This window comes from Clostridium thailandense, assembly GCF_019207025.1.
GTDB lineage: Bacteria > Bacillota > Clostridia > Clostridiales > Clostridiaceae > Clostridium_AM > Clostridium_AM thailandense.
The window spans coordinates 1-26619 of sequence record NZ_JAEEGC010000208.1 but is presented as its reverse complement, the minus strand read 5'-3'; the positions used below and the strand labels follow the sequence as shown (position 1 = coordinate 26619).

The 26619-nt window shown below is 30.8% G+C and carries 28 protein-coding genes; 11 read left to right on the top strand and 17 right to left on the bottom strand.

Translation table 11 applies throughout. From position 1 onward, the window contains the following. Positions 1-150: 150 nt before the first annotated feature. Both I6U48_RS28395 and I6U48_RS28390 read right to left on the bottom strand, forming a co-directional pair. Positions 151-426 (bottom strand): metal-sensitive transcriptional regulator, encoded by a 276-nt coding sequence (locus I6U48_RS28395; protein WP_218323879.1) that lies wholly within the window; start codon positions 424-426, stop codon positions 151-153. A 126-nt stretch (positions 427-552) separates the two neighbouring features. Beyond that, a complete protein-coding gene (locus tag I6U48_RS28390) occupies positions 553-1392 on the bottom strand; it encodes a Cof-type HAD-IIB family hydrolase (RefSeq protein WP_312891157.1) in 840 nt (279 codons plus the stop codon). A gap of 119 nt (positions 1393-1511) precedes the next feature. Here I6U48_RS28390 and I6U48_RS28385 point away from each other — a divergent pair, with 119 nt between their 5' ends. Together I6U48_RS28385 and I6U48_RS28380 are read left to right on the top strand one after the other, a co-directional pair. Further along, positions 1512-1985 (top strand): DUF4883 family protein, encoded by a 474-nt coding sequence (locus I6U48_RS28385; protein ID WP_218323877.1) that lies wholly within the window; start codon positions 1512-1514, stop codon positions 1983-1985. A 61-nt stretch (positions 1986-2046) separates the two neighbouring features. Continuing rightward, on the top strand, positions 2047-2697 hold the full coding sequence (locus I6U48_RS28380) for a DUF4397 domain-containing protein (protein WP_218323876.1): 651 nt from the start codon (positions 2047-2049) through the stop codon (positions 2695-2697). Between the two features lie 47 nt (positions 2698-2744). Here the strand turns inward: I6U48_RS28380 and I6U48_RS28375 are convergent, their stop codons facing one another. Next, positions 2745-2951 carry a cold-shock protein gene (locus I6U48_RS28375; RefSeq protein WP_218323875.1) on the bottom strand — a complete coding sequence of 69 codons (207 nt, stop codon included), beginning with the start codon at positions 2949-2951 and terminating at the stop codon, positions 2745-2747. A gap of 179 nt (positions 2952-3130) precedes the next feature. Then, a complete protein-coding gene (gene cax, locus I6U48_RS28370) occupies positions 3131-4180 on the bottom strand; it encodes a calcium/proton exchanger (protein WP_312891156.1) in 1050 nt (349 codons plus the stop codon). A 439-nt stretch (positions 4181-4619) separates the two neighbouring features. On the opposite strand from cax, the gene I6U48_RS28365 reads away from it, so the two are divergent. The 6 genes from I6U48_RS28365 (at position 4620) to arcC (ending at position 10289) form a co-directional block, all read left to right on the top strand. Then, positions 4620-5474 carry a class I SAM-dependent methyltransferase gene (locus I6U48_RS28365; RefSeq protein WP_218323873.1) on the top strand — a complete coding sequence of 285 codons (855 nt, stop codon included), beginning with the start codon at positions 4620-4622 and terminating at the stop codon, positions 5472-5474. A gap of 99 nt (positions 5475-5573) precedes the next feature. Then, positions 5574-5957, top strand: coding sequence for a NusG domain II-containing protein (locus tag I6U48_RS28360; RefSeq protein WP_218323872.1), 384 nt, complete (start codon positions 5574-5576; stop codon positions 5955-5957). Positions 5958-6025: 68 nt separating this feature from the next. Next, positions 6026-6544, top strand: a complete 519-nt coding sequence (locus I6U48_RS28355; protein WP_218323871.1) for a Gx transporter family protein — start codon at positions 6026-6028, stop codon at positions 6542-6544. A gap of 447 nt (positions 6545-6991) precedes the next feature. Beyond that, the gene (arcA, locus tag I6U48_RS28350; RefSeq protein ID WP_218323882.1) at positions 6992-8233 is read left to right on the top strand and encodes an arginine deiminase; all 1242 of its coding nucleotides are present in this window, start codon (positions 6992-6994) and stop codon (positions 8231-8233) included. A 34-nt stretch (positions 8234-8267) separates the two neighbouring features. Next, on the top strand, positions 8268-9269 hold the full coding sequence (gene argF / locus I6U48_RS28345) for an ornithine carbamoyltransferase (RefSeq protein WP_218323870.1): 1002 nt from the start codon (positions 8268-8270) through the stop codon (positions 9267-9269). Between the two features lie 57 nt (positions 9270-9326). Next, complete coding sequence (gene arcC / locus I6U48_RS28340) at positions 9327-10289, top strand: carbamate kinase (RefSeq protein WP_218323869.1); 963 nt, start codon at positions 9327-9329, stop codon at positions 10287-10289. A 130-nt stretch (positions 10290-10419) separates the two neighbouring features. On the opposite strand, the gene rnfB is transcribed toward arcC, so the two are convergent. The 7 genes from rnfB to I6U48_RS28305 all read right to left on the bottom strand — a co-directional run bounded on the left by rnfB (position 10420) and on the right by I6U48_RS28305 (position 15970). Then, positions 10420-11313: an RnfABCDGE type electron transport complex subunit B gene (rnfB, locus tag I6U48_RS28335; RefSeq protein ID WP_218323881.1), complete on the bottom strand. Its 894-nt coding sequence runs from the start codon at positions 11311-11313 to the stop codon at positions 10420-10422. Between the two features lie 21 nt (positions 11314-11334). Next, positions 11335-11916, bottom strand: coding sequence for an electron transport complex protein RnfA (locus I6U48_RS28330; RefSeq protein WP_218323868.1), 582 nt, complete (start codon positions 11914-11916; stop codon positions 11335-11337). After that, positions 11916-12539 carry an electron transport complex subunit RsxE gene (gene rsxE, locus I6U48_RS28325; protein ID WP_218323867.1) on the bottom strand — a complete coding sequence of 208 codons (624 nt, stop codon included), beginning with the start codon at positions 12537-12539 and terminating at the stop codon, positions 11916-11918. The genes I6U48_RS28330 and rsxE overlap by 1 nt, the downstream gene beginning before the upstream one ends. Position 12540: 1 nt before the next feature. Further along, a complete protein-coding gene (locus I6U48_RS28320) occupies positions 12541-13104 on the bottom strand; it encodes an RnfABCDGE type electron transport complex subunit G (RefSeq protein WP_218323866.1) in 564 nt (187 codons plus the stop codon). A 6-nt stretch (positions 13105-13110) separates the two neighbouring features. Continuing rightward, positions 13111-14148 (bottom strand): RnfABCDGE type electron transport complex subunit D, encoded by a 1038-nt coding sequence (locus tag I6U48_RS28315; RefSeq protein ID WP_218323865.1) that lies wholly within the window; start codon positions 14146-14148, stop codon positions 13111-13113. 13 nt (positions 14149-14161) lie between these two features. Then, on the bottom strand, positions 14162-15481 hold the full coding sequence (rsxC, locus tag I6U48_RS28310; protein WP_218323864.1) for an electron transport complex subunit RsxC: 1320 nt from the start codon (positions 15479-15481) through the stop codon (positions 14162-14164). 72 nt (positions 15482-15553) lie between these two features. Then, entirely contained in the window at positions 15554-15970 is a 417-nt protein-coding gene (locus tag I6U48_RS28305) for a SoxR reducing system RseC family protein (RefSeq protein WP_218323863.1), read from the bottom strand. 1128 nt (positions 15971-17098) lie between these two features. On the opposite strand from I6U48_RS28305, the gene I6U48_RS28300 reads away from it, so the two are divergent. Next, complete coding sequence (locus I6U48_RS28300) at positions 17099-19234, top strand: sodium-translocating pyrophosphatase (RefSeq protein WP_218323862.1); 2136 nt, start codon at positions 17099-17101, stop codon at positions 19232-19234. Between the two features lie 301 nt (positions 19235-19535). Here I6U48_RS28300 and I6U48_RS28295 read toward each other — a convergent pair whose 3' ends face one another. Together I6U48_RS28295 and I6U48_RS28290 are read right to left on the bottom strand one after the other, a co-directional pair. Continuing rightward, positions 19536-20009 (bottom strand): hypothetical protein, encoded by a 474-nt coding sequence (locus tag I6U48_RS28295; RefSeq protein WP_246615597.1) that lies wholly within the window; start codon positions 20007-20009, stop codon positions 19536-19538. Between the two features lie 70 nt (positions 20010-20079). Continuing rightward, positions 20080-21234, bottom strand: a complete 1155-nt coding sequence (locus tag I6U48_RS28290) for a D-alanyl-D-alanine carboxypeptidase family protein (protein WP_218323861.1) — start codon at positions 21232-21234, stop codon at positions 20080-20082. Between the two features lie 307 nt (positions 21235-21541). On the opposite strand from I6U48_RS28290, the gene I6U48_RS28285 reads away from it, so the two are divergent. Further along, on the top strand, positions 21542-22081 hold the full coding sequence (locus I6U48_RS28285) for a DUF2953 domain-containing protein (protein ID WP_218323860.1): 540 nt from the start codon (positions 21542-21544) through the stop codon (positions 22079-22081). A 19-nt stretch (positions 22082-22100) separates the two neighbouring features. Next, the gene (gene ytfJ / locus I6U48_RS28280; protein WP_218323859.1) at positions 22101-22541 is read left to right on the top strand and encodes a GerW family sporulation protein; all 441 of its coding nucleotides are present in this window, start codon (positions 22101-22103) and stop codon (positions 22539-22541) included. 96 nt (positions 22542-22637) lie between these two features. Here the strand turns inward: ytfJ and scpB are convergent, their stop codons facing one another. From scpB to I6U48_RS28260, 4 genes are all read right to left on the bottom strand, one after another. After that, a complete protein-coding gene (scpB, locus tag I6U48_RS28275; protein WP_218323858.1) occupies positions 22638-23231 on the bottom strand; it encodes an SMC-Scp complex subunit ScpB in 594 nt (197 codons plus the stop codon). Beyond that, a complete protein-coding gene (locus I6U48_RS28270) occupies positions 23212-23979 on the bottom strand; it encodes a segregation/condensation protein A (protein ID WP_218323857.1) in 768 nt (255 codons plus the stop codon). The genes scpB and I6U48_RS28270 overlap by 20 nt, the downstream gene beginning before the upstream one ends. Further along, entirely contained in the window at positions 23970-25151 is a 1182-nt protein-coding gene (locus tag I6U48_RS28265; protein WP_218323856.1) for a tRNA nucleotidyltransferase/poly(A) polymerase family protein, read from the bottom strand. Before I6U48_RS28265 ends, I6U48_RS28270 begins: the two co-directional genes overlap by 10 nt. Positions 25152-25281: 130 nt before the next feature. Beyond that, positions 25282-26475 carry a D-alanyl-D-alanine carboxypeptidase family protein gene (locus I6U48_RS28260; protein WP_218323855.1) on the bottom strand — a complete coding sequence of 398 codons (1194 nt, stop codon included), beginning with the start codon at positions 26473-26475 and terminating at the stop codon, positions 25282-25284. Between the last annotated feature and the right edge of the window lie 144 nt (positions 26476-26619).

The following is a 26619-nucleotide window of genomic DNA, read 5'->3' as shown; positions in this document are numbered from 1 at the left end:
AAGTTGTTCCTTATTGAGGAACTATTTCATCAAAGATTATTATATTTTAAAAATACTGAGCTTTAGATTGATAAAAAGTTTTTATAGTGCTGAAGCTTGGAAACATATACCGGAGTGTAAGTCAACTTTCGGCCGTGGGTGTCTATATTCCTATTTTAGAAACATTGTAAGAGTTGAAACTAACTCTTCTATCTTTTTTATTTCTTCTTTATCTTCCGAATTGCAATCAAAGCATTTCTTAGCGTAATTTTCCAATATAATTGTTCCTACTTTATTAATAGCAGCTCTCGCTGCCGCAACTTGAATTAATACATCTTTGCAACAAGCTTCATTATCCAGCATTTTTTCAATTCCTTTAATTTGCCCTTCTATTCTTCTAAGTCTTGTTTGTATATCTTTTTTACTTACTATTCCTTTATCCTCCATAATCCCAACTCCTGATTTTCTATAAAATATATCACTCTTAAATTTATCATTTCAAAATTATACCATTTTTTTATTATTTACTATCAATAAATTACTTGTCTACAATACTAAGATATATATTTTTATTTACACATTTAATATAAATTTTTGTATAACCTCTGATACAGCACCATCATTGTTATCTTTTTTAGTTACATAATTTGCATAATCTTTTATAAAATCTCTTGCATTCTTTACAGCAACACCTAGTCCGGCGCACTTAATCATACTAATATCATTTTCATCATTTCCAACAGCAATACATTCTTCAATAGAAATTCTATAATTACTAGCTAAAATTTTGAGAGCATTTCCTTTTGATACTCCGGCACTAAGTATCTCTATGTTATTTATATCTGATTTTGTAGTCTCTATCCCTTCAATATCATCTATTCTTTTTCTTAGTTTATCTAAATAATCTATATCATCATCTATAACAACAATTTTATTGATATCAAATTTTGCATTTTCTATGACTTGTCTTGCGTCTGATATCAATTTTACCTCAAGTCTAAATTTTTCATTTATTTTCTTATTAAAACTTTCTATACCTTCCATTGAAAATTTAAATTGCTCACTATATATAGAATTTTCATCATAGAAATGAAAATAAACATTATTATTTTCCTTTAATATATCTACAATCTTTAAGAGCTGTATCTTCTCAATTGCTTTAGAATATATTACATTTTTATTATGATCTAATATTATTGCCCCATTACAACAAATCATTGGCTGTTCTTTTGCTACAGTATCCTCATAAAATTTTAGTCCTGCAGGTATTCGCCCTGATGCTATAACAAATTTAGTTCCATTACTTATGGCTTTATTTATCATATCTAAGTTATCATCATTTATATGCTTATCATCATTTAATAAAGTTCCATCCATATCTACAGCTATAATCTTATATTTCAATACTATCACTCCCAATCGTTTATTATTAGTTTTTCTCAAATATTTTAAAAATTTAAATTATGTATGTAATAAATGAGTAATTATTAACATAATGTATTTTAGAATTAATTTATATTAGGGTGGTGTGATTGAAAAAAATTTTATATTCTCTTTACACTTTATTTATTATATCCGTATTATTTACAGGTTGCAATTATAAGTTCAACAATATCAATTTTAATAAAAATAAACCAAATAACTTTTATTATACAAACATTTTGGCTAAAAATTTAACATTAGATACATCATTAAAATGTACGGCATTAGATACAAATTTTTATAAAGAAAAAAATCTACAAGATGAAAATATAAACACAGTAAAACTTATGCTAAAATCTCTTAATAAAAATAATTTTATATCTAAGCCCAAGGATCTTCCAGAAAAACCTATATATAAAATATTTTTTACCTTCAGCAAAGAAAAACTTGTACTAAATGTTTATAATGAAAAATATTTATCTATTTATCCTTGGGATGGAAATTATCCAATGGACTATATCGACATGACTGGAGTGCCTGCTTCTTTAAATTTACACAGCTTATGTAAATTTATATTTAAATAGCATTACTTTATTAATAATAACATATATTTTTATTGTGATTAATTTTATAAAAGGTGGTTAAATGTTTATATGTCCTTTCGCTTCTAGGCATAACAATTTATTTAGAGTTCCTGCATCTTACATCAGAATTCTACATGCTAGTCCTGGTTCTCCTGCTGTGGATATATATATAAACAACAATCCGACTATTAGCGGACTTGCCTATAAAGGATTTACCGATTATATGCCCATACCTTCTGGTTCATATAACATAAAAGTATATGCTGCTGGCAGCCAAGGTCGTCCTATAATAAATACCAATTTATTTATTCCTGATGGAATCATTTATACCCTTGCAATAATAGGAACCCTTCCAAATATAAGCTTACTTCCAATTGAGGATACTCGGAGACCAATAATTCAAGGTAAAACTTTATTAAGATTTTCTCATTTGTCTCCTGATGCACCAAAAGTAGATGTAACTTTACCAGATGGTACAGCACTCTTTAAAAATGTAGAATATAAGCAAATTACCCGATATATACCCGTAAATCCTGGAAAATACAGAGTTAACTTACGCATTGCTGGAACAAATGATATAGTTTTAGATGTTCCTAATATTAATCTATATCCTGATAGATTTTATACAATATATGCAATAGGCCTTACTGATAAAAATCCTCCACTTCAAGTTTTAATTCCTTTAGATGGAAATAGCTATTTATATTCTTGATATTTAATCTTAAAAGGATGTTTGATACTCCAAACATCCTTTTTTACTTACATTTTATTGACATTAACCGCTTGTAATCCTTTTTCAGTCTGTATTACATCATAGCTAACCTGCTGCCCCTCACTTAAGTCTTTTCTTTTTCCTTCTTCTTTTATTGCAGAATAATGAACAAATACATCTCCTGATCCATCATCACCAGTAATGAATCCAAAGCCTTTTTCGTCATTAAACCATTTTACTACACCTGTTGACATTAATAATAACCTCCAAAAACTATATTTTGCTACTCATCAAAAATAATGGGGTGTTGTATTTATGTTAAGCGTCTAGTGTGACTGCCTATATAGTGCCACAGCACAACATAATTTTTTGGTAAGTGCATCTATCTATCTTTTATTATTTACATTATTTTTTTATTAATACGACTAAAAACTTAAATAAAGAAAGAAATTGCAATTATAATATATACAGCAATGAGTTGAATTCCTTCAAGCCAATTTGATTCTCCATCGCTAGCCACTCTATTTACGATTAGGACTGATACAATTAATGCGACAAGTTCAAATTCACTAAATACGATACTCATCGGCTTAAATAATAGACTTATAAACACTAATAGTGGAGCTACAAATAAAATTATCTGCAAACTTGATCCTACTGCTATTTCTACAGCTACATCCATTTTGTTTTTAAGAGCCATAAGTACCGCTGTACTATGCTCCGCTGCATTTCCTATAATAGGAATAATAATTATACCAACGAAAATTTCACTTAGTCCTAAAGATTCCGTCATAGGTTCTACTGAGCTTACTAAATATTCACTTTCCAAAGCAATTGCTAAAGTTGCTAATACTAGGATAATTATTGATTTTGAAACACCCCATTTTGCCTCTGTTTCTTCTGCATGTTCTGACCCATATAAATCTTTATGCGTATAAAATGAAAAGTATAGCCCTAGTAAATAAATAATAAACATTGCTAAAGAAATCCATACACTTAACCATTCATACCTTCCTGTTAGCAAATCTTTATTTACCGTATGTGTAAAAATAGCTGGAATACTTAAACCAATAACTGCAAACAAAAGCATGCTTGACGATACTTCCACTATGCTTTTATTAAATTTTTGAATTTTGTATTTAATTCCACCAAAAAACATGCTTGCCCCTAGAACAAGTAAAATATTTCCAATAACTGAACCAGCTATTGATGCCTTAACTACATCAAAAAGACCTTGTTTTAATGCAAAAAATGATATTATAAGTTCAGTAGCATTTCCAAAGGTTGCATTTAGAAATCCTCCTATTCTTGGTCCGGAGTATATTGATATTTCTTCTGTAGCCTCACCCATGAATCCTGCTAATGGTATTATAGATAAAGAAGAAAATATAAAGATCAATATAGGATTTATTTTCATAAATTCAGCCACTATACTTATAGGTATAAAAATAAGTAAATATTTTAAAAATTTCATATAGTACACCTCCCTAGTAATTTCCCCTTAAATAACATATTATACTCTATATAATATTAGTATATTTATTTTACCAGAATAGCTAAGTTTTACAACTATTACAGTATATTTTCTCCATTACAATTTAAAAGTTGTAAAGCTTCATATGTTATAGTAAAATTTTATACGTAAATATAGATAAACACACCAGAAAGTAAATTTATACGCAGGGAGATGTTACCAAGGCTGAAGACACATATAAAAACTTTTTATCATTCTTAGCGAAGTATTTTAGAAAATCTTAGGAATTTTTATATGTTTGAGGTACGAGTTTATAAAAGCTTCTCAGATTTTCCAAATACTAAGCTTTAGAATGATTAAAAGTTTTTATCGTGACAAAGCTTGGTAACATCTCCCAGAGGATAAATTTACTTTCGGCCGTGGATCTCTATACTAAGGAGGATTATAAATGCAGGAAGAACACACCAGAATAAATGAAATGGCTTGGAATCAAATGGCTTATGAAGCATGGGTTTACCGTTTTGGTCCCCCTTCAGAAGCTTCAAAAAAAATAAAATCTGATCCAATTTCAAAACTTGGTTTACTTAGTAAATATTTTTTAAATATAGATAAAACTTCTCCAACAACGGAAATAGATACTTATCAAGGATATCAAGATTTCCACCAAGCTTTAAAAAATAAAAAAATAGTTAACTTACTAGGGTCGCATGGCAGTAAAGCAATAGCTTTGGCTTTAATGGGTGCAGATGTTACAGTTATAGACTTTTCATATGAGAATTCTAGATATGCTTTAGACTTGGCAAGAGAATGTGATGTGTCCATAAACTATATTGTATCTGACGTATTGAATATACCTAAAGAAGAATTTACAGGAGATTATGATATAGTTTTTTGTGAATTAGGAATTCTTCATTATTTCACAGACTTAAACCCATTTTTTGACGTAGCCGCAAAGCTTCTTCGACAAGATGGTATATTTTTAGTAGAAGATTTTCATCCAATTTCTACAAAACTCATTACTACCAAAGGCAAAAAACATAAAGTTGTAGGTGACTACTTTAGTACAGGTATAGAAGAAACCGAAGTTGCTTACATGAAATTTGTTCCCGGAATTGAAAACCTTACAGAGCAAGAAAAGAGTTCCTTCCAGAAAGCTCACTTAAGGAAATGGACACTAGGCGAAATTGTAACCGCTATCGCTAATAACAGTTTCTATATACAAACTCTTGAAGAAAGTGAAAGTCCTAAACCAGAAGATAAAGGTATTCCTAAACTTTTTACTATTAAAGCTAAGAAATTATAAATAATCTTTAGATAATCCTTATAAGAATATGTTATAATTAGTACTGAAAATTTAATTTTAAACTAACGTTTATAAACTTTATTTTGGAAGGATATGCAAATGAAAAAAGGAGATAAAATTGCTGCTATATTATTGATTTCCCTAATTATTGTTAGCTTCATTGGAGTTTTTATATACAAAACTTATGTTAAAGGTTCTAATCGTATAGCTGTGGTAGAACAAAACGGAAAAATCGTTAAAACTATTGATCTAAATAAAATAAAAGAAAAAAGTGAATTTATACTTCCTTATAATAATGGACATTTTAATAAGATAGAAGTAGAGCCTGGGAAAATACGTTTCATAGATGCTGATTGTCCTGATAAAATTTGCGTTAAAACAGGATGGATATCTGAACCTGGGCAAACCGCTGTTTGTCTTCCTCACAAGACTATAATAAGGATAGAAGGAAAAAATTCATCTTATGACCAAATTTCTAGCTAAACATACTTGAGCATCTACATTTATATATTTAAATTATAATTTTTTACTATAGGAATAAAGGTGTAAATATGAATAAGACTAAACGAATGGTGTTCCTAAGCTTTCTAGTAAGCATTGCTCTTGTAATATATATTATTGAAGCTCAAATACCAGTTTTATTTCCAGGAATAAAACTGGGTCTTGCCAATATAATATCTCTTACAGCGCTTCTATTGTTGGGTTCAAAAGAAGCCTTATTAATTATGTTTTTAAGAACAATTTTAGGCTCCATCTTTGGAGGTACGGTCTCTTCTCTTATGTTTAGCTTAGCCGGAGGAATATTAAGTAATATAATAATGATTATCCTTTACAAATATTTCAAAAATTCTATGAGCCTTTGGACAATAAGCATATGTGGTGCAGTATTCCACAATATTGGCCAATTATTTGTTGCATCACTTGTAGTTCAAGATTTTAGGATATATGTATATTTGCCAGTACTTCTTATATCTGCAGTATTCACTGGTTATTTTATAGGACTTTGCACTAAGTTCTTAGCTTCTCATATAAACAAGATACCTATGTTTAGAGAATTTCAACAACAATAGCAAAAGACTATATTAGTCATATAAAAGCTAGTATAGTCTTAATTTCTCTTTGGAACAGAATAGATACAGTTTAAATAGAAAAATAGACTAGCTTAATAACTATTGACGCTAGTCTATTTTTTTATTTCCACAATATAATTAAATATAATTATTTTTTCATCATATTTATAAGTTGCTCTATACTTTTACAGTTTTTTAAGCATTTATATTTTTATTTATAAAGTTTAAAATAATCAGATCATTTAAACCTAAAGAGCTTTACATTTACATAGTACACTGAATGTTTATTCTAACTAAATAACTTATTCAAAAATAAATATTTGATAAGCCATATATCTCTTTATATATTCAGATCAATATACTAATCAGCTAAGTGATCAATAATCGTAAGGAGGAAACGCCTTGAAAAATGTTGTTTCAAACAATCAAATTATTAAAAACAAAAATATAGAGGGAAAAGATAAAAGTAGCGTTTTAAATGTTACTTCAGAAATAGGAAAATTAAAAACAGTTTTACTTCACAGACCAGGTGCTGAAGTAGAAAATTTAACACCTGAACTTCTTGAAAGATTGCTATTTGATGATATCCCTTATCTTAAAGTAGCTAGAGAAGAACATGATTTCTTCGCAGATACTTTAAGAAATAACGGTGTAGAAGTTCTTTATCTTGAAAAGCTTGCAGCAGAAGCTCTTGAAAATAAAGAAGTTAAAACTAGATTTATAAGTCAGTTTATAGACGAAGCCACCGTTGAAAGCGAAGACCTGAAAGCTGCTCTGACAAATTACTTCTATGACTTCTCTAATCAAGATATGGTTGACAAAATGATGGCAGGAGTAAGAAAGGAAGAATTAGCTAAATACCAAAGAAACTCACTTTATGATCAAGTAAACGATTTTTATCCTTTCTTATGTGATCCAATGCCAAACTTGTATTTTACACGAGACCCATTTGCAACAATTGGTAATGGAATCACTCTTAACCACATGAGAACTGAGACAAGAAACAGAGAAACTATATTTGCAAAATACATATTCGAAAATCATCCTAGATTTAAGGATGCAAATGTTCCTTTATGGTTTAACAGAAATGAAACAACAAGTCTAGAAGGTGGAGATGAATTAATACTAAGTAAGGAAGTTTTAGCTATAGGTATTTCTCAAAGAACAGATTCAGCTTCTATAGAAAAAGTTTGCAAAAAATTATTTAATATGAATTCAGACTTTAAAACTGTACTAGCTTTCCATATACCAACATCAAGAGCATTTATGCACTTAGATACTGTTTTTACAATGGTTGATTATGACAAGTTCACAATTCATCCTGAAATAGAGGGACCTCTGACAGTGTATGAAATAACTAGAGATGATTCTAAACCAAATGGATTAAATGTTAAAAAGCAAAGTATAATTTTAGAAGATATTTTAGAAAAGCACCTAGGAAGAAAAGTTACCCTTATAAGATGCGGGGGCGGAGATAGAGTACATGCTGCAAGAGAACAATGGAGTGACGGTTCAAACACTCTAGCTATTGCCCCAGGAGAAGTAGTAGTGTATTCAAGAAATCATGTTACTAATAAGCTTCTTGAAAGCTATGGAATAAAATTATATGTTATTCCTTCCTCTGAATTGTCAAGAGGAAGAGGAGGTCCAAGATGTATGAGTATGCCTCTATACAGAGAAAACCTTTAATAAAAAATAGTACAAGTAAAAAGGAGAAATAGAAATGGAATTTAATTTAAAAAATAGGCACCTTTTAACACTAATGGACTTCACACCAAAGGAAATTCAATATATGCTTGATTTAGCTAGGGATTTAAAGAGAGCTAAATATGCGGGCTGCGAACAACAAAGACTTAAAGGAAAAAATATAGTATTACTATTTGAAAAAGATTCTACTAGAACAAGATGTTCTTTCGAAGTAGCTGCACTTGATCAAGGAGCTCACGTTACTTACCTCGGACCTTCTGGAAGCCAAATGGGTAAAAAAGAATCTATTCCTGATACTGCAAGAGTTCTTGGAAGAATATATGATGGTATCGAATATAGAGGTTTTGCTCAATCAACTGTTGAAGATTTAGCAAAGTATTCAGGAGTTCCAGTTTGGAATGGTTTAACAGATGCTGATCACCCAACTCAAATTCTTGCAGACTTCTTAACAATAACCGAACACTTTGATAAACCACTTAACAAAATAGTATTTGCATACGCTGGAGATGGAAGAAACAATATGGCAAACGCTCTTATGATTGGTGCTGCTAAAATGGGAATGGATTTTAGAATCGTATCTCCAAAAGAACTATTCCCCGAAGAAGCTTTAGTTACTGAGTGCAGAAAAGTTGCTGAAGAAACTGGTGCTAAAATCACAATAACTGATAGCGTAGATAAAGGCGCTAAAGATTGTGATATTATCTATACCGACGTTTGGGTGTCCATGGGAGAACCAGCTGAAGTATGGGAAGAAAGAATTAAACTTTTAACCCCATATCAAGTTAATATGGAAATGTTAAATAAAACCGGAAATCCCAAAGTTAAATTTATGCACTGCTTACCAGCATTCCATGACTTAAAAACTATTATTGGAAGAGACATTCACGAAAAATTTGGTCTTGATTCCATGGAAGTTTCTGATGAAGTGTTTGAAAGCGAACATTCAATTGTATTTGATGAAGCTGAAAATAGAATGCATACTATAAAGGCTGTCATGGTTGCCACATTAGGTGACTAATATTATTAAATAATTAATCTACTTTAAATATAATAAAATATTTGGGGGTAATTAAAGATGAGAATCGTAGTAGCCTTAGGTGGAAACGCATTACAAGCTGATGGAAAGCCAGCAACTGCTGAATCTCAACTAGAGGTTGTAAAAGAAACATCTATATATCTAGCTGATATGATACAAAATGGACATGAACTTATAATAGCACATGGTAATGGTCCTCAAATTGGAAGACTTGTCATCCAAAATGAGTATGCAAGCAAAATAACACCAGCTATGCCATTTGACGTATGTGGTGCTATGAGCCAAGGAATGATTGGTTATCATATTCAACAAGCTTTAAAAGATGAATTAAAAAAAAGAGGTATAAACAAATCAGTAAGCTCAATAATTACACAAGTTGTTGTAGATAAAAATGATAAAGGATTCAAAAACCCAACAAAACCAATTGGACCTTTCTATGATGAAGAAGAATCAAAGAAATTACAAGAAGAAAAAGGCTATATAATGGTAGAAGATGCGGGTAGAGGTTATAGAAGAGTTGTTGCATCTCCAGAACCCCAAAAAATAGTTGAACTTGACACAGTAAAAATATTAGTAAATGCAGGCCAAGTAGTCATAACTGTTGGTGGTGGTGGTATTCCTGTAGTGGAAACTGTCAATAACAGTTTAGAAGGAGTAGCAGCTGTTATTGACAAAGATCTTGCTGCTGAAAGACTTGCTGAAGATTTAGATGCAGATGTATTCTTAATTTTGACAGCAGTAGATAGAGTTGCTATAAACTTTGGAAAACCAAATCAACAAAATCTAGCAGCTATGTCTATTGAAGAAGCTGAAAAATATGCAATTGAAGGTCAATTTGCTCCAGGAAGCATGCTTCCAAAAGTAAAAGCAGCTATCAAATTTGCTGCATCAAAATCTGGAAGAAAAACTATAATTGCTTCTCTTGAAAAAGCAAAGGATTCATTATCATTAACAGGTAAAAGCGGAACAGTTGTAGCCGAAAATTTTTTCAACTTTATTTAAAACTAATAAAACATCTATACTTTATTTAAAATAGAAACTTTTTATATAGAAATACCAAAAAGTTACTGAAACATAATTTAATTATATTTCAGTAACTTCTAACTTGAATAATATTTTCTAGATATATAATCTAGTTATCACACTTTTCACATGAATCGCAACTGCTGCACGAACTGTTAGCTGCAACCTCTTGTTTACTTGCTATTATAGCTGCTACTCCAATTCTCTCTTGTATAGCTTTTGTTGGACATTTAGCTAAACATGTTGCTTCAGTACATTTTTCCTGACATATGTGAGTATCAACTACTGCTAAATTATTTTCTATTTTTATAGCTCCATGTGGACAATTCTTACCACATATTCCACATCCTAAACAAGATACGGTACAAACCTTACGTGCTTGTGCTCCTTTATCCTTTGAGTTACAATTTACATTTACATATGCTCCTACAGGCACCATTTCCATAACGTTCTTAGGACAAACAGTTTCACACTTTCCACAACCTGTACACTTCTTTAAGTCAACTATAGGAAGTCCATTTTCTCCCATTGATAGAGCTCCAAACGGACATGCCTTTGCACAATTTCCAAAACCAAGGCACCCATATTTACATCCCTTTTGTCCACCTTGCATTAAACTTGCTGCAAAACAATCCTGTATACCCTTATATTCATATACTTTAGATGCTTTATCTATTGACCCTGCACATTTTACATGAGCAACTCTTGGCTCCACCTCTGGTGCAGCTTTTCCAGTTAATTCTCCTACTATTTTTGCTACTGGTGCTTTACCTGGAACACAAAGATTAGGAGGTACATCTGGATTTACAACTACCGCTTCTGCATAAGCCATACAACCAGCATATCCACAGGCACCGCATTGTCCCTTTGGAAGTGCATCCTCAACAATATGAATAAGAGGATTTACTTCAACAGCAAACTTTTTATTAGCATATGCTAAAACAAGACCAAAAGCTAAACCAACAAGTGTCATTACTATTAAAACCAATATCGCAATATTTATCATTTATCCCTCAGCTCCTTTCTATAAACTGATCATTCCGGAAAAACCAAGGAAGGATAAAGCTAGCATTCCTGCTAAGATAAATGCAATGCCAAGACCCTCTAGTGGTTTAGGTACATCCGCTAATCTTAATTTTTCCCTCAAACTTGCCATTAAAACTATCGCTAATGCAAATCCCATACCTGAACCAATAGCATGAACTACACTTTTTATGAATGGGAAATTTGAGTCAGCATTTATAACAGGTACTCCAAGTACAACACAGTTTGTAGCAATTAATAGTAAGTATATACCCCACATATTATATAGAGCCGGCGCTTGCTTCTTTATAATCATTTCTAATAGCTGCACAAAACTTGCAATCAAAAGTACAAAAACAATTGTTGTAAGGAAAGTCAATTTATATGGAACTAATACAAAGTGATGAACTAACCATGCTAGTGCTGAACTCATAGTCATAACTGAAGTAACAGCCATACCCATTCCAACGGAAGCACTTAAATTTTTAGAAACACCGAAGAAAATACATAATCCTAAGAATCTAGTTAAAACGAAGTTGTTTACAACTACCGCACTTATAAACAATAACAAGTAATCCTTCATTATGCTTCACCTCTCTCAGCAAGAATTCTTTCTCTGCGCTCATTAAACATTTTAACCCCAGCAACAAGATAACCGATTAGTATAAATGCTCCTGCTGGTAAAATCATTATTAATGCAGGATGGTACCATGATCCAAGTATTTGGACTCCGAATATAGATCCATTTCCAAATAATTCACGAATTACACCTATTAATGTCATAGCAAGTGCAAAACCAGATCCCATTCCTAAACCATCAAAGAAAGATGGAATTATAGGATTTTTTGATGCAAACACCTCTGCACGAGCAAGTATTATAGCAAAAACAACAACTAATGCTAAGTATATTCCTAATGATTTATATGCTAAAGGAAAATAAGCTTGTAATATTAATTGTATCAATGTAACTATAGTTGCTATAGATGTAATATAAACTGGTACACGAACCTTAGGGTTTACCCATTTTCTAGTTATAGATACTACAGTGTTATTTGCAGTTATAACACTCATAACTACAATCCCCATTGTTAAGGCATTTCCAGCTGAACTAGTTGTTGCTAATGCTGGACAAAGACTAAGCGCCAAAACAAAAATTGGATTTTCGGAAATTAAGCCCTTTTTATATATATTCCATAATTCTTTCATACTATTTACCTCCTACATACTTGGTAACTTCTTCTACAGCTTCTTTAACACCTTTAGTTACCGCTCTTGAAGAGATTGTAGCTCCAGTCATAGCCTGAATATTTTTTTTGTTTGTAGGATCTTTTGTAACCTCTAGATCTTCAGCACCTTTATCTTTGAACTGACCCCTAAAAGAATCTTTTTGAGCATTATCTCCAAGCCCTGGAGTTTCATTATGAGCTAATATAGTAAAGTCGATTACCTTACCTTCCTTTGTAACTGCTACAAGCATCTTTATTGGTCCACCAAAGCCTTTACTTTCTGAAGGAACTACATAAGCAATAGTTTTTCCACCTTGTTGAGCCTCGTACCAATCTGTTTTGCCCTCTATCTTCTTAAAGTTATCTGCATTTTTAACCAATGCTTGCATTGATTTATTTTGTAACTCAATAGCCTTTTGTACTGCAATTGGTGCTGTAACAAAATAAGTTGCAGCAATAATTGCTCCAGATATAAAACAAGCTGCAGTTAAATTCATAGCTATTTGAGCAATACTATAATGTTTTTCAGTATGTTCTGCTGACATTTTTAACTACCTCCTCGCTCCAAATTTAACTGGTTGGCATAAACGATCAATCAACGGTGTAAGAGCGTTCATTAATAGTATTGAGTAACAAACACCTTCTGGATAACCACCTGTTAATCTAATCAATGTAGTAAGCATTCCAGCACCTACAGCAAATATAATTTGCCCTTTTATGGTAATTGGAATAGTAACCATGTCTGTAGCCATAAAAAATGCTCCAATGACTAATCCACCAGCCATCATATGGAATATTGGATCTCCTGTAAACATACCTGCTGGTCCAAATGCCCATGTTAAAATTCCTACTGTACCAATCATACAGACAGGCACTTGCCAATTTATATATTTTTTATAAATCAAATAAGCTCCGCCTAAAATAAGTAGTATTGTAGAAGTTTCTCCTATACTACCATTACGAGTACCAATAAATAATGCCTTGTACATATTTGGTGTTCCACCAAAAGTTTCAACTAGTTTTTGATAACCTTGTAATTTTAAAATTCCTAAAGGTGTTGCTGATGATACAGTATCAACGGCAGTAGTCATTTTTGTCCATGTTGTCATAGCTACTGGATAAGAAACCATTATTGCCGCTCTACCTATGTGAGCTGGATTAAAGATGTTATAACCTAGTCCACCCATAGAGTGTTTAGCTACAACAATTGCTATAAACGATCCAAGTATCGTCACATACCAAGGTAATGATGGTGGCAAGCACATAGCCATCAATAAACCAGTTAAAAATGCACTTCCATCACTTATAGTTATAGGCTTGTTTCTAAATTTCTCAACAGCATACTCAAAAATTACTGCAGAAATAATTCCTATTAATAATGTTTCTAATGCTGGAATACCAAAATTATATATTCCAAATAGAGCTGCTGGAGCTGCTGCTAAGTTAACCTTCCACATAATGCTTGATATCGATTCTTCTGAACGAATATGTGGTGAACATGAAACAGTGAAAAGGCTTTCTTTAGTTTCAGCTTCTTTTTCCTTTAATCTTGTATTTACATTGTTCTCTTTTACTACTTCAGCACTCATTAACATTCACCTCCTATTTTTTTGCAGCTTTTGCTGCGTTTTGTGCTTTACAATATCTGATGTATTGCACAATATTACGTTTAGCTGGACATCCATAAACACAGCTTCCACATTCTACACAATCTAAAAGATTGAATTCTTCTTTAGCTTCTTCAAATAATCCACGTTCTCCAAGAATACTAAGCATACTTGGATTTAAACCCATAGGACATGCGTCTACGCATCGTCCGCAACGTATACAGGCTGATTCTGTTCCAGTATTGGTATCTTCTTTGCTTAGTGCAAGTATTCCAGATGATCCTTTAATTATAGATACGTCTAAATTAGACTGGGCAAACCCCATCATAGGACCACCACTAATTATTTTTTCTGGTGTTTTTGAAAATCCACCACAACATTCAATTGCATCTTTAAAAGTTGTTCCTACTCTTAATAAAAGATTCTTAGGTTCCTTTACAGCTCCACCACTAATTGTAGTTACCCTTTCAATTACTGGTATACCTTTACAGACAGCATCAGCTATAGCTATAACTGTACCTACATTTTGAACAACTACTCCTACATCCATAGGTAGTCCACCAGAAGGTACTTCTTTACCTGCCAAAACTGCTATAAGCATTTTTTCAGCTCCTTGTGGATATTTAGTTGGTAAACCCACAACTTGTATGCCAGTTCCTTCAAAAGCTTTTGTCATTGTACTTATTGCATCTGGTTTATTATTTTCAATACCTACATATCCCTTAGTAACTCCAAGTATTTTCATTGTTATTCTAACACCTGTAACTATACGATCTGCATATTCGAGCATGGCTCTGTGATCCGCAGTTAAATAAGGTTCACATTCTGCTGCATTTAAAATGAAAGTATCAATTTTCTTATCTGGTGGCGGTGCTAGTTTAACATGAGTTGGGAAAGTAGCTCCACCCATTCCAACTATACCTGCTTCTCTAATTATGCTGCGTAATTCATCGCTACTTAAAGCTTGCCAATCACGATCAACAGGGATTCCCTCGATCCATTGGTCTTGACCATCATTTTCAATTACTACTGATAGACACATGCCAAATACACTATGTGGGTAATCAGCTACATCTACAACCTTACCTGATACAGATGCATGTACATTACTTGATACAAAAGCATCGCTCTTAGCGATAATCTGTCCTTTTTTAACCTCATCTCCTTTTTTAACTATAGGCGTACAAGGTGCACCTATATGTTGTCTTACAGGAATTATAACTTTATTTGGTAGAGGTGCTGCTTCAATCGACTTACTCGCTGTATAGCTTTTGCGATCGTTAGGATGCACTCCACCACGAAAACTTTTTAACATTCTTTTACACCTCACTCAACATTTTAAATATTTATTTAAGAAAGCATAAATTTAGTCAATGCTTTAAAGACATTAAGATATTATATGAGTAATTATTGGAATCATTTTTGAATCACTGTGAGCAGATTTATCGAAAATTTTCACATAAATCAATGCTAATAAAAATGCTGCTATTCCTCCACCTATTTGAAAAGGTTGAAGAGACATTTGAACTTTTCCTCCTAACCATGTACCGATAACAGCTCCTAAAAATGCTGCTACAAGAGGCATTATATAAACAACAAAAGCAGCTTTAATCATATTTGCCTCTTTCATCTCGAAAACGACTCTTTGTCCAGGTTTTGCGCCAAGCGAATTTTGTACATCTAAAATCGTAGCGTTATCTCCAGGGCATGCTCCACAATTCTTACAGTCACCATGCCTACTAGATTTTACTCTAGCCATTTCTCCATTAACTTCTATTACTACACCTTCATTTTCTTTTATCATACTTCTCCCCCCTTATAAATAAATATTATAAATAAAACCTTTAATTGTATTTTTTAAGGTTATGTATTAATGAAGGGATTATTTATATAATTGCCATTAAAATTTTAACGTAGATTTTATAACTATAAAATGTATATTTTTACTGTACTAATTGCATTCCAGCAACTGTTCTAATATTTTCAGATTGTAATCTTCAGTCTGTTATAATTTTAACCGAAAACATTTACAAGAATCAATTTTAACATTCTTCTTTGCTATATTATATCATATTTATTTTTATACTTGCAAATTTCCAACCTATTTCTTTCATTTTTAATGTATAATTTTAATGTTTTCACTCTTTTTCTTTAACTAACCCTTTCCATTGTAATTATACATGTTAAAAATTTAATTACAATAGTAATTATAATCCTTTATGAATTTTTTTTTAAGAAAACTAAAAAAATATTAATTTATTTAATAAATCCTTTAACATTAATTTTCCGACAATTATGTAAGATGATTTGTTTTAATTTTTAAATCATTGCAATATTATCATTTTTTTACTTCTTTTTTACATTCTTCCTCCTGTGTCAACTTTACATTTTAGCCACCAACCATTATTAAAACGTTTTAAATTTGAATTTTATTCCACATAAACTTTCATTTATTTTTCAATTTGCTTTTATGTCATTTTCCATTAATTGTATTAAATTTAATATTCATTTTATTCATACTTTTCCAAAAATACTCACTTCATCTTTATCTATTCCGCTTGCATTAAATATGCATATTATGTATAAACTTTAACAATCTATTTTTTTGTGATTTTTAAATATATTTAAATTTCATTTTTTCGACAATTCGCCAATTACAATGACGTAATATGGTACAATTCTATATTATTGCTATAAAGCCTTTTGAAAACTTTTACAATATTAAGTTTCAAAATATTATATTGTTGTACTATAATTTTAAATGCTGTTGTACTATTAATGAACAAAAATATAAATTATTTTTTTGTAACTCTTGAACTTTCCCAAGATTTGTTATATTCTAATATTAAATAGTAAATGTTTTTTTAATCCTCACTTAAAAGTTTTGGCTCAATTTTAATCAAATCCTTGATTTAAGAAAGGAGTTGACCATATGAGCACTTACCTAATTATAATTTTCATTTCTCTAGTTTTAGCTTTATTTTTTATACTTTTTCTTATTAAGTTCATCTTTACACAAGAAAAGGGTTCCGAACAAATGCAAAATATATCAAATGCCATAAAAGAAGGCGCTATGGCATTTATGAAAAGGCAGTATAAAACGATTTTTTCATTAGCTCTCGTAACTGTTGTGTTAATAGTTATTGCGAATTATTTCGGGAACCTGTCAAAAGGTGGTAACTCTGCTTTTAAATACTCGTCTCATATTGGAATTGCTTTTATAACTGGTGCTTTGTGTTCTGCTTTATCTGGATATATAGGTATGTACATGGCTGTCAATTCAAATATACGTGCTGCAGCTGGAGCAAAAAAAGGATTAAACACTGCTTTAACCATAGCACTTAGAGGTGGTGCCGTTACTGGACTTGCTGTTACTTCTTTATCTCTTCTTGGTGTAACTATACTCTTCTTACTTTATGGTGGAATTTCTGGAAATGATGCTTTAATAAAAGAAGCCCCTTCCCTTCTAGTTGGCTTTGGTTTCGGTGCATCTTTTGTTGCTCTCTTTGCTCAACTCGGTGGTGGAATCTATACTAAGGCTGCCGATGTAGGTGCTGATTTAGTTGGTAAAGTTGAAGCTGGTATCCCCGAAGACGATCCTAGAAACCCTGCAGTTATTGCAGACTTAGTTGGTGATAATGTAGGCGATTGTGCTGGAAGAGGTGCTGATCTTTTTGAATCAACAGCAGCAGAAAATATAGGAGCTATGATATTAGGTGTAGCCTTGTACCCAGTATTCGGATGGAAGGGAATATTATTTCCATTAGTAACAGGAGCTATTGGCATAATATCTTCCGTGATCGGATTATTTTTTGTAAAAGCTGATGAAAATACTGATAATCCTATGTCGGCATTATATAAAGGTTATCTAGTTACAACAATACTAAATTTAATAGCTCTATTCTTTATAGTAAAGTCAATGTTTTCAGGAATACTACCGAATGGAACAAGCATAAACTACGTATATTTATATCTTTGTGCATTTACCGGAATAGTTGTTAGTTATATGTTTGTTCTAATTACAGATTATTATACTTCTTATAAATACAGACCTGTAAAATCCATTGCTGAAGCTTCTAAAACCGGTCCAGCAACTAACATAATTGCTGGTATATCTGTAGGTATGGAATCTACGGCACTTCCTGTTTTACTGGTATCAGCAGCTATATTTACAGCTTATAAGCTTGGTGAACTCACCCTTATTGGCGTATCTAACGGAGGACTTTATGGAATTGCTATAGCTACAATCGGTATGCTTTCTACTTGTGCTTACATTCTTGCTATGGATACATTTGGTCCAATTACAGATAATGCTGGTGGTATCGTGGAAATGTCTGGAGCTCCTGATGAAATTAGATTGATAACTGACAAATTAGACGCTTGTGGAAACACGACAAAAGCATTAACTAAAGGATATGCTATTGGTTCCGCAGCTTTAGCCACTTTTCTCCTATTCTTTGCATATTTAGAGCAAGTAAAAACTATTCTCGGCAAACCATTGGATTCATGGTTTGCAGTAGATATAGGAAAAACCCAAGTGTTTATTGGTGCATTTTTAGGCGCAATGGTAGTATTTCTCTTTACTTCCACAGCCATACGTTCCGTTGGCAAAGCTGCACAATATGTCATTTTAGAAGTTAGAAGACAACTTAAGGACATTCCTGGTATACTGGAAGGAAAATCAAAGCCTGATTATGCTACTTGTGTTGACATAGTTACTAAAGGTGCCTTAAAAGAAATGATATTGCCTGGATTAATTCCTATCACAGCACCAATTGTAGTAGGCGTAATTTTAGGAAAAGAAGCTGCTGCAGGTTTCTTACTGGTTTGTACAATAACTGGCGTTGTTATGGCTTTATTCTTAAATAACGGTGGTGGGGCTTGGGACAATGCCAAAAAATTTATTGAACTAGGAAATCTAGGTGGTAAAAAGTCTGAAACTCATAAAGGTGCTGTAGTTGGTGATACCGTAGGCGATCCTTTTAAAGATACGGCTGGACCTTCACTACACGTTCTAATAAAACTTATAACTACTTTAACTTTAGTTTTAGTTTCTTTGTTTAGCTAAACCCCTAGTGGCTAATTTCATATAGACATCCACAACGGACACTTAGCTTATAAAAAATATTTATTCGTAACAGTTAACACAAGTTGAATATTTTTTAGAGGACAGAGAACAATTGACAGAAGACAATGTCTGTACTCTGTCAATTGTCCTCTAAAAATATATCTATACACTCTAAATATTGCCAATAATTCTCATAGTATAAGTTAAGTGTCTACCTTGGTTATCTATATGAAACAACTTCAGAACTTAAAGCTTATACTAAACCTACACAGCAATACTATCTTAGTAATATAGAATGATTCTATTTATAATAAAATAGACTTTTCTTTTTTGAGTCCTCTACTATATTAAACTTATCTATAGGAATATCTTTATAAAGAGAAACTTCATCTAAAACCTTTTTTAAATATTCTCTTTTAAACTTAATTTGTGAATCTAATTTAATTTCTTCATAAATTATATACTCAATATTTTCCGGAACAACTCCTGCTACAAAGAGAGGAAAAATATTTTCTATAGATTTATTCACAAGGGCATGTTGATATATAGTCGCATCAATAATATTGCTATTATATATGTTAAAACAATGAGCAAATTGCCTTTTATACCCTTCTACCTCTACAGATAATATACCTCGAACCGATGGAACAACTATATCTATTTCCCTGCATAATTGATAAATAAAATTTGATATCAACGGACCACTGTTTAGTGTTTGATATTCCTTTATACAATATTTACATATTAATCTTATCAATTCCATTTTATTTGCCATATCATTATTCCTTTCTTGATGCTTTAATATACATTTTTATTAAAACATAAGTCGAGAAAAAAATATATACCTATGACTTTATAATTTTTTTAATCCATTTTGGATATTCTTTTACCTTAATTGTATTAGCAGCTTCAAGGTCATTGCTATATACCAATGTCCCCTCTGCATATACACATATCTTTCCTATTTTATCTCCCTTATTTACTGTATGATTTACTTTTTCAGGTTTAATTACTTTTACAGTATACTCAACTCCACTTTTCACAGGTATTATTACATCTTCATCGTATAATAAATTTACATTTCCTTTTTTCAAAGCAATTTCTCCAGCCGCATCTCCTTTTGAAAACATTTTTTTAAACTGATAATTTTTATTTACATATTCAAATATTTTTATACTTTCTTTCCATCTTTCAGTACAGTTTAGCACTACTACTATTACATCATTTCCTTGTATATTTGCTGAAGAAACTAAACATTTTCCTGCCTTACCTGTATATCCTGTTTTTACTCCATTTGCTTCAGGCATCTGCCATAAAATTTTATTTATATTATGATAACTTCTTGTAAATCCTAAAGCATTTCCATCTACATCTTTAGATTTTACTATTTCATTAAATAACTCATTTGTTTTTGCTTTTGATGTAACTACCGCTAAATCATATGCTGTTGAATAATGTTCATCTTTATCCAACCCGTGAGGTGTTTCAAAATGTGTATTAACAACTCCTATTTCCCCAGCACATTCATTCATAAGTTTTGCAAATTCTTCAACACTACCACTTATTCCCTCTGCAATAGCTATAGCCGCATCATTTCCAGATCTCAACATCAAGCCATATACTAGTTCCTTTATTGATATCTTTTCTCCTTTTTTAAATCCTACAGTTGACCCCTTTATACTAGCTGCTTTACTGGATATTTCTATTTTTCTATCTAGATCACCATATTTTAAGGCAACCAGTGCAGTCATAATTTTTGTAGTACTTGCCATTGGAACTAATTCATATGCATTCTTCTCATAAAGTACAACTTTTGATTTACTATCTAAGGCCACAGCACACCTAGCACTTACATTTATATTTTTACCTGTGATGTTCTTACTTTGTGGATTATTTTTCTTCAAGGCTTTCACTTTACATGGAGTAAATAATAATACTATAAAGACAGTTAAAAGAAATAAACATGTAACCCTATGCGTATTTTTTTTACTAATATTCATAATTTTTCCTCCGTTGCTTTTGATATAGAGACTTCTTTAAAATTACATCTTAAAATATATTTTTTCTTTAAACTATTAATTTAATCTTTAAATTTTTTCCAAATAGTTATATAAATATCTTAGTTGGTTATAATTATTAATGCACTATGAAGTGAAAACTCGAACGAATCCAAGAACTCAGCCGTTCTTTACTTCCACTTTAAAGAAAAGCATATATCTCAAATCTATGATTTGGTTATACTCACTTTCATATAGTGTGATGCTAGCATTGTATCTGGTAATCATCGGATAAAAGGAGGCTCTTTTAATGCATGCTTTATACATAGGGATTCCAATTTTGTTTTTGATTTTATTCATCTCAATTCCAATTAAAATTAGAGTTGAATATAATATTAAAACTTTTAAATTTACTCTTTATAATATTGATATAACAGATAAGATAAATTACATGAAAACAAAATTTAAAATTGATGTCAAATATAAGGAAGACCAGATTCCTGCCGTTTCCAATACTTCAAAAGTAATCTTGAATTCCTTAAGAGATATAAAATTTAAGCCTAACCTAAACATTAAAATAAATATACATTATGGTCTAAGTGATGCAGCTTACACAGCATTAGTATTTGGATTATTATCTAACTTTATCTGTATTACAATAAAGTTATCGTCACTTTTCATAAACATAAAAAACAAAAAATTAAATATAGTTCCTGAATTCAATAAATTAGCTTTGAATTTAGAAATCGATAGTATAATTTTTATAAATTTAGCTAAATTTATTTATATATCCAGTATAATTTATAAGAATCTTCGGAATAGTAGAAAAATAAATCTAGCCAATACATAAGTAAAAGGAGGAATTTTATATGGAATCTCATCCTATAGAAAATTTATTAAAAAGCACTATGGAAAACCTTAAAGACATGATAGATGTCAATACAATAGTTGGAGATGCTGTTGAATCAAAAGATGGCTCCTTAATTATACCGATATCTAGAGTTTCTTTTGGTTTTGTGTCTGGCGGAAGTGAATACGAATGTAAAAATGCCGGTGGCACTGGTTCTGATTACCCTTTCGGAGGTGGCTCTGGTGCAGGAGTTACTGTAAAGCCTATAGCATTTCTTGTTATAAAAGGTGATTCTATAAGACTATTATCTCTAGACCAGCAAAACACTTATGATAAATTAGTGGATTCCATTCCACAAGTAATGGATTTTTTCAAAAATATGTGTTGTAAAGATAAAAAAAACAAAAATGAAGAAAATTCCTGTACCCCACCACCTTCTGAACAAACAACAGGTTGTTAATCACAAGAATTCGGTTATATATGTTCCTAAATTAAAAAGTTTACCTATATTAACAGATAGGTAAACTTTTTAATTTATAGAAAGTTCTTAATTTCGTTAGTCATTTATTTCTTCATTTTCAGAGACAAATTCTTCAACAAAGCTATCAAGATTTGGCATTTGATCAATATTCTCTAAGTCAAAATATTTTAAGAATTCTTGAGTGGTACCATATAATATAGGTCTTCCTATTACATCTAGCCTTCCACTTTCCTTAATTAATCCCTTCTCCACAAGAGTGTATATAGCCCTATCACTTTTTACACCTCTTATTTCATCTATCTCAACTCTAGTTATAGGCTGTTTGTAAGCTATAATAGCTAAGGTTTCTAGGGCTGCCTGTGATAAACTCTGTCTTGAGTTAATACCTAAAAGTTTTTCAATATATGTGCTGTTATCTGACTTAGTAGCTAAACTATAAAATCCTTTGTTGTTTATTATTTTTATTCCACGGCTATCTATATCATATGATTTTGACATCTCCTCAAGCAATTGTTCTGTGAATTTTACACTACATTCTATTATAGAAGCTATTTGCTTAATATCTAATGCTTCTCCTGAAACAAATAACAAAGATTCTATTATTGAAAAATAAATATTTTTTGTTGAAGCCTCTTCTATCTCCAATTGATCAATATTCATCCGCTTCATCCTCATTTATCCTTTCTACATAAATTTCTTTAAAATTATTTTCTTGTATTACTGTTACAAATTTTAATTTCATAAGCTCTAGAAGTGCTAAAAAAGTTACAACTACTTCTATTTTTGAAGAACATTTTTCCGCTATACCCGAAAAAAGTACTTTTCTACCAAATTCAATATTGTTTCTTAAGTATTCCATCTTGTCCTCAATTTTAAACTTGTCTACAGGAATTTCTTTATTTATAACATTAGAAGTATTCATTTTATTTCTATATACCTCCATTAACTTATTATAAATTTCATATAATTTAAGCATTGTAATTCCTTTTAACAATTCCTCAATACACTGCGGCCTCTTTTTTTCTTCTATAATTTCAGGTTTTTTACCAAACATTCTTCCCATTCCTAATTCTCTTTCTCTTAATATCTTAGCTGCCGCTTTAAATTTCTTATATTGAAGAAGCTTGTCTACCAATTCTTTTCTAGGATCTTGTTCATCCAAATCTGCTGCACTTTCATCCAACTTAGATTTAGGAAGAAGCATTTTCGACTTTACTTCAATAAGGGTAGCAGCAATAACTATAAATTCTGATGTTATTTCAAGGTCCATTTCTTCCATGGTGTGAACATAATCTAAATATTGCTTTGTTACCTCATGTATTTTTATATCATATATGTCCATCTTATTCTTTTTGATAAGATGAAGCAATAAATCAAAGGGTCCTTCAAAATTTTCTATTTTTATATTCAAAGACATTTAGTTATCTCTCCTAAATTACATAATAAATATTTTTTATCATCTTTTATACCCATGTTTAACTTTAACTTAAGTATATTTTTTAATATCTTCCCCATGTTTCTTCCTGAACTTATCCCTAGGGAATTCAAAAACCTTCCATCTGAATCTAATCTTATATCTTTTAAGTTATAAAAATAATTTATTACTTTATAACTGACTTTATTATTCCACCCACAGAGTATTAAACCATATAAATCTAGACTTTTCAATATCTGATACATTTCATAGTTATCCATAGGTTTCATCAACAAGTCAATCATTTTATCTCTAGTAAAATAATAGTATTTCATTGACTTTTTTAAATCTTTATCTAAAAATGAATTACTAATAAAAACATCTATATATTTGTCATTTTTCAAGGCATAAAATACACTCAAAATTCTTAAATTTATATTATCATAACTTTCTAGCTGACTTTTAATACCTAAATACTTATTATCAAGTTCTAAGAGTCCTAATTGATTACATAAAATAAAGTTTTCTATCCACTTTTTTTCTCTACACATTGAGTCCAATTCTTTTATTATTCTGTCAAAACTTATGCTTTGGATAATTTTCGACTTTATACATTCCTGTATTTCTTCTTTATCATATAATTCAAAGCCATATCTTGTACTATATCTAATTCCACGAAATACTCTTGTTGGATCTTCCATATAACTGTTTATATGAATTTTTTTCAATTGCTTATTTTTTAAATCTTTAATGCCATTATATAAATCAATAATTCTATTGTTAACTATATCATAAGCTAGGGAGTTAATCGTGAAATCTCTTCTGTATAAATCATCTTCTATATTGGATGGTTCTATCTCTGGAAGAGTTCCATCTCTCTCATAAGTTTCCTTTCTACACCTTATTAAATCTATAGTTATACCATTATTAAATTTGATTGTAGAAGTTTGAAACTGTTGATAGTACTCATATTTTTGCATATTTGATAAATCGTCTATAACAACTTTAGGATTTTCGTTTATACATATATCTATATCTTTTATATTCTCTCCAAGTATGCTATCTCGAACTGCTCCTCCAACAATATAAGCTTTTATATTATGATTTATACATACATATTTTATTGCATTTATAACATACATTTGATTTTGATCAAAGCTATTGAAAATATTCATTTTTTTCTCCCTTTACTTATATAGTACTTTAAAAATATTATACAATGTAATCCACAGTAAATTCTATAATTAAAAGTGAACAATGTATATTGAAATCTCCTTCAACCTAACATCATTCACTCCTAAATCACTAAACTCCTCTATCTAAAATTTTTACAAAGTTATTTTTTAAGTTTTCAAAAACACCTGGCCTCTTGACATTCCTATCGCTATAGATTTTTACCTTTCCCACCAGTTCTCCATTCTGGTACACTTCACAATTCCCAACTACTTCATTTATCTTATACTCTTTTTTAGCTTCATCAAGCACAATTTTTTTAGTAATTTTTGCATCCTTTCCTTTTTCCGTTATTATGTTTAAATCTTCTTTTGCCTTCGCTACAAAGAATCTATCGCCATTCTTGTTAAGTGTTACTTTTTCAACATCTGAGCCTTTTGTCAAAATCTTTTTACACTCAAATTTTGAAAAACCGTAGTTTAAAAGCATGCTAGCATCTTTATTTCTTACTTTATAAGTAGGAGATCCCATAATTACTGTAAGCATCCTAATACCATCTCTTGTAGCAGTTGCTGATATACAATATTTTGCTTCATCAGTAAATCCAGTTTTTAATCCATCACATCCCTTAAAAAACCTTACTAGCTTATTATGATTTACTAATCCTATCGGACTTTTTCTTCCTTCAGATATTGTTTCCATATATGTTCCTGTGTATTTTAATATTGTAGGATGCTTTAAAAGTTCTCTAGACATAAGTGATATATCATAAGCTGTAGTTACATGTCCAGCTGCACTTAATCCTGTACAGTTTTTAAATGATGTGTTCTTCATTCCAAGCTGACTAGCTCTTTCATTCATAAGTTTTACAAAAGCATCTTCACTACCAGCTAAGTATTCTGCCATTGCTACCGCAGCATCGTTTCCTGAAGCTATTCCTATGCCTTTAATTAAATCCTCTACAGTTCTCACTTCTCCAGTATCAAGCAGCATAGAACTTCCGCCCATTTTTTTTGAATTTTCACTTATAGTAACTTTATCTGTCAATTTAATTCTTCCTGAATCTACTGCTTCCATTGATAAAAGCATAGTCATAATTTTTGTTACAGATGCTGGTGGCAATTTTTCATTTGAGTTCTTTTCAAAAATTATTTTTCCACTTTTTGGCTCCATAAGCAAGGCAGAACTAGCATCTACATTTATCCCCGTTTCTTTTGGACTGCCTTCTTCCTTCTTATTAGGTGCAGCTTTTACAACATTTGCAAAAATGCCTAAAACAAAGAATAGAGTTAACATAAAACTTATAATTTTGTTTCTTTTCTTCATTTTTATTTCCTCCTTCCTTCAATTGTATCTTTTCCCGAAATTAATAATATTATCACCAAATATTTAAAATATCACCAATATAAAAACAGAAGTAATATTCTATTTTTTAGAATATTACTTCTGTTTTTAGTTACAATAATATTT

Bases quoted from the DNA above. Each gene is read 5' to 3' on its own strand.
- I6U48_RS28395 (WP_218323879.1), bottom strand. From the start codon at position 426: ATGGAGGATAAAGGAATAGTAAGTAAAAAAGATATACAAACAAGACTT.
- I6U48_RS28380 (WP_218323876.1), top strand. From the start codon at position 2,047: ATGTTTATATGTCCTTTCGCTTCTAGGCATAACAATTTATTTAGAGTT.
- I6U48_RS28375 (WP_218323875.1), bottom strand. From the start codon at position 2,951: ATGTCAACAGGTGTAGTAAAATGGTTTAATGACGAAAAAGGCTTTGGA.
- I6U48_RS28365 (WP_218323873.1), top strand. From the start codon at position 4,620: ATGCAGGAAGAACACACCAGAATAAATGAAATGGCTTGGAATCAAATG.
- I6U48_RS28360 (WP_218323872.1), top strand. From the start codon at position 5,574: ATGAAAAAAGGAGATAAAATTGCTGCTATATTATTGATTTCCCTAATT.
- I6U48_RS28355 (WP_218323871.1), top strand. From the start codon at position 6,026: ATGAATAAGACTAAACGAATGGTGTTCCTAAGCTTTCTAGTAAGCATT.
- argF (WP_218323870.1), top strand. From the start codon at position 8,268: ATGGAATTTAATTTAAAAAATAGGCACCTTTTAACACTAATGGACTTC.
- arcC (WP_218323869.1), top strand. From the start codon at position 9,327: ATGAGAATCGTAGTAGCCTTAGGTGGAAACGCATTACAAGCTGATGGA.
- I6U48_RS28330 (WP_218323868.1), bottom strand. From the start codon at position 11,916: ATGAAGGATTACTTGTTATTGTTTATAAGTGCGGTAGTTGTAAACAAC.
- rsxE (WP_218323867.1), bottom strand. From the start codon at position 12,539: ATGAAAGAATTATGGAATATATATAAAAAGGGCTTAATTTCCGAAAAT.
- I6U48_RS28320 (WP_218323866.1), bottom strand. From the start codon at position 13,104: ATGTCAGCAGAACATACTGAAAAACATTATAGTATTGCTCAAATAGCT.
- I6U48_RS28315 (WP_218323865.1), bottom strand. From the start codon at position 14,148: ATGAGTGCTGAAGTAGTAAAAGAGAACAATGTAAATACAAGATTAAAG.
- rsxC (WP_218323864.1), bottom strand. From the start codon at position 15,481: ATGTTAAAAAGTTTTCGTGGTGGAGTGCATCCTAACGATCGCAAAAGC.
- I6U48_RS28305 (WP_218323863.1), bottom strand. From the start codon at position 15,970: ATGATAAAAGAAAATGAAGGTGTAGTAATAGAAGTTAATGGAGAAATG.
- I6U48_RS28300 (WP_218323862.1), top strand. From the start codon at position 17,099: ATGAGCACTTACCTAATTATAATTTTCATTTCTCTAGTTTTAGCTTTA.
- I6U48_RS28295 (WP_246615597.1), bottom strand. From the start codon at position 20,009: ATGGCAAATAAAATGGAATTGATAAGATTAATATGTAAATATTGTATA.
- I6U48_RS28290 (WP_218323861.1), bottom strand. From the start codon at position 21,234: ATGAATATTAGTAAAAAAAATACGCATAGGGTTACATGTTTATTTCTT.
- I6U48_RS28285 (WP_218323860.1), top strand. From the start codon at position 21,542: ATGCATGCTTTATACATAGGGATTCCAATTTTGTTTTTGATTTTATTC.
- ytfJ (WP_218323859.1), top strand. From the start codon at position 22,101: ATGGAATCTCATCCTATAGAAAATTTATTAAAAAGCACTATGGAAAAC.
- scpB (WP_218323858.1), bottom strand. From the start codon at position 23,231: ATGAAGCGGATGAATATTGATCAATTGGAGATAGAAGAGGCTTCAACA.
- I6U48_RS28270 (WP_218323857.1), bottom strand. From the start codon at position 23,979: ATGTCTTTGAATATAAAAATAGAAAATTTTGAAGGACCCTTTGATTTA.
- I6U48_RS28265 (WP_218323856.1), bottom strand. From the start codon at position 25,151: ATGAATATTTTCAATAGCTTTGATCAAAATCAAATGTATGTTATAAAT.
- I6U48_RS28260 (WP_218323855.1), bottom strand. From the start codon at position 26,475: ATGAAGAAAAGAAACAAAATTATAAGTTTTATGTTAACTCTATTCTTT.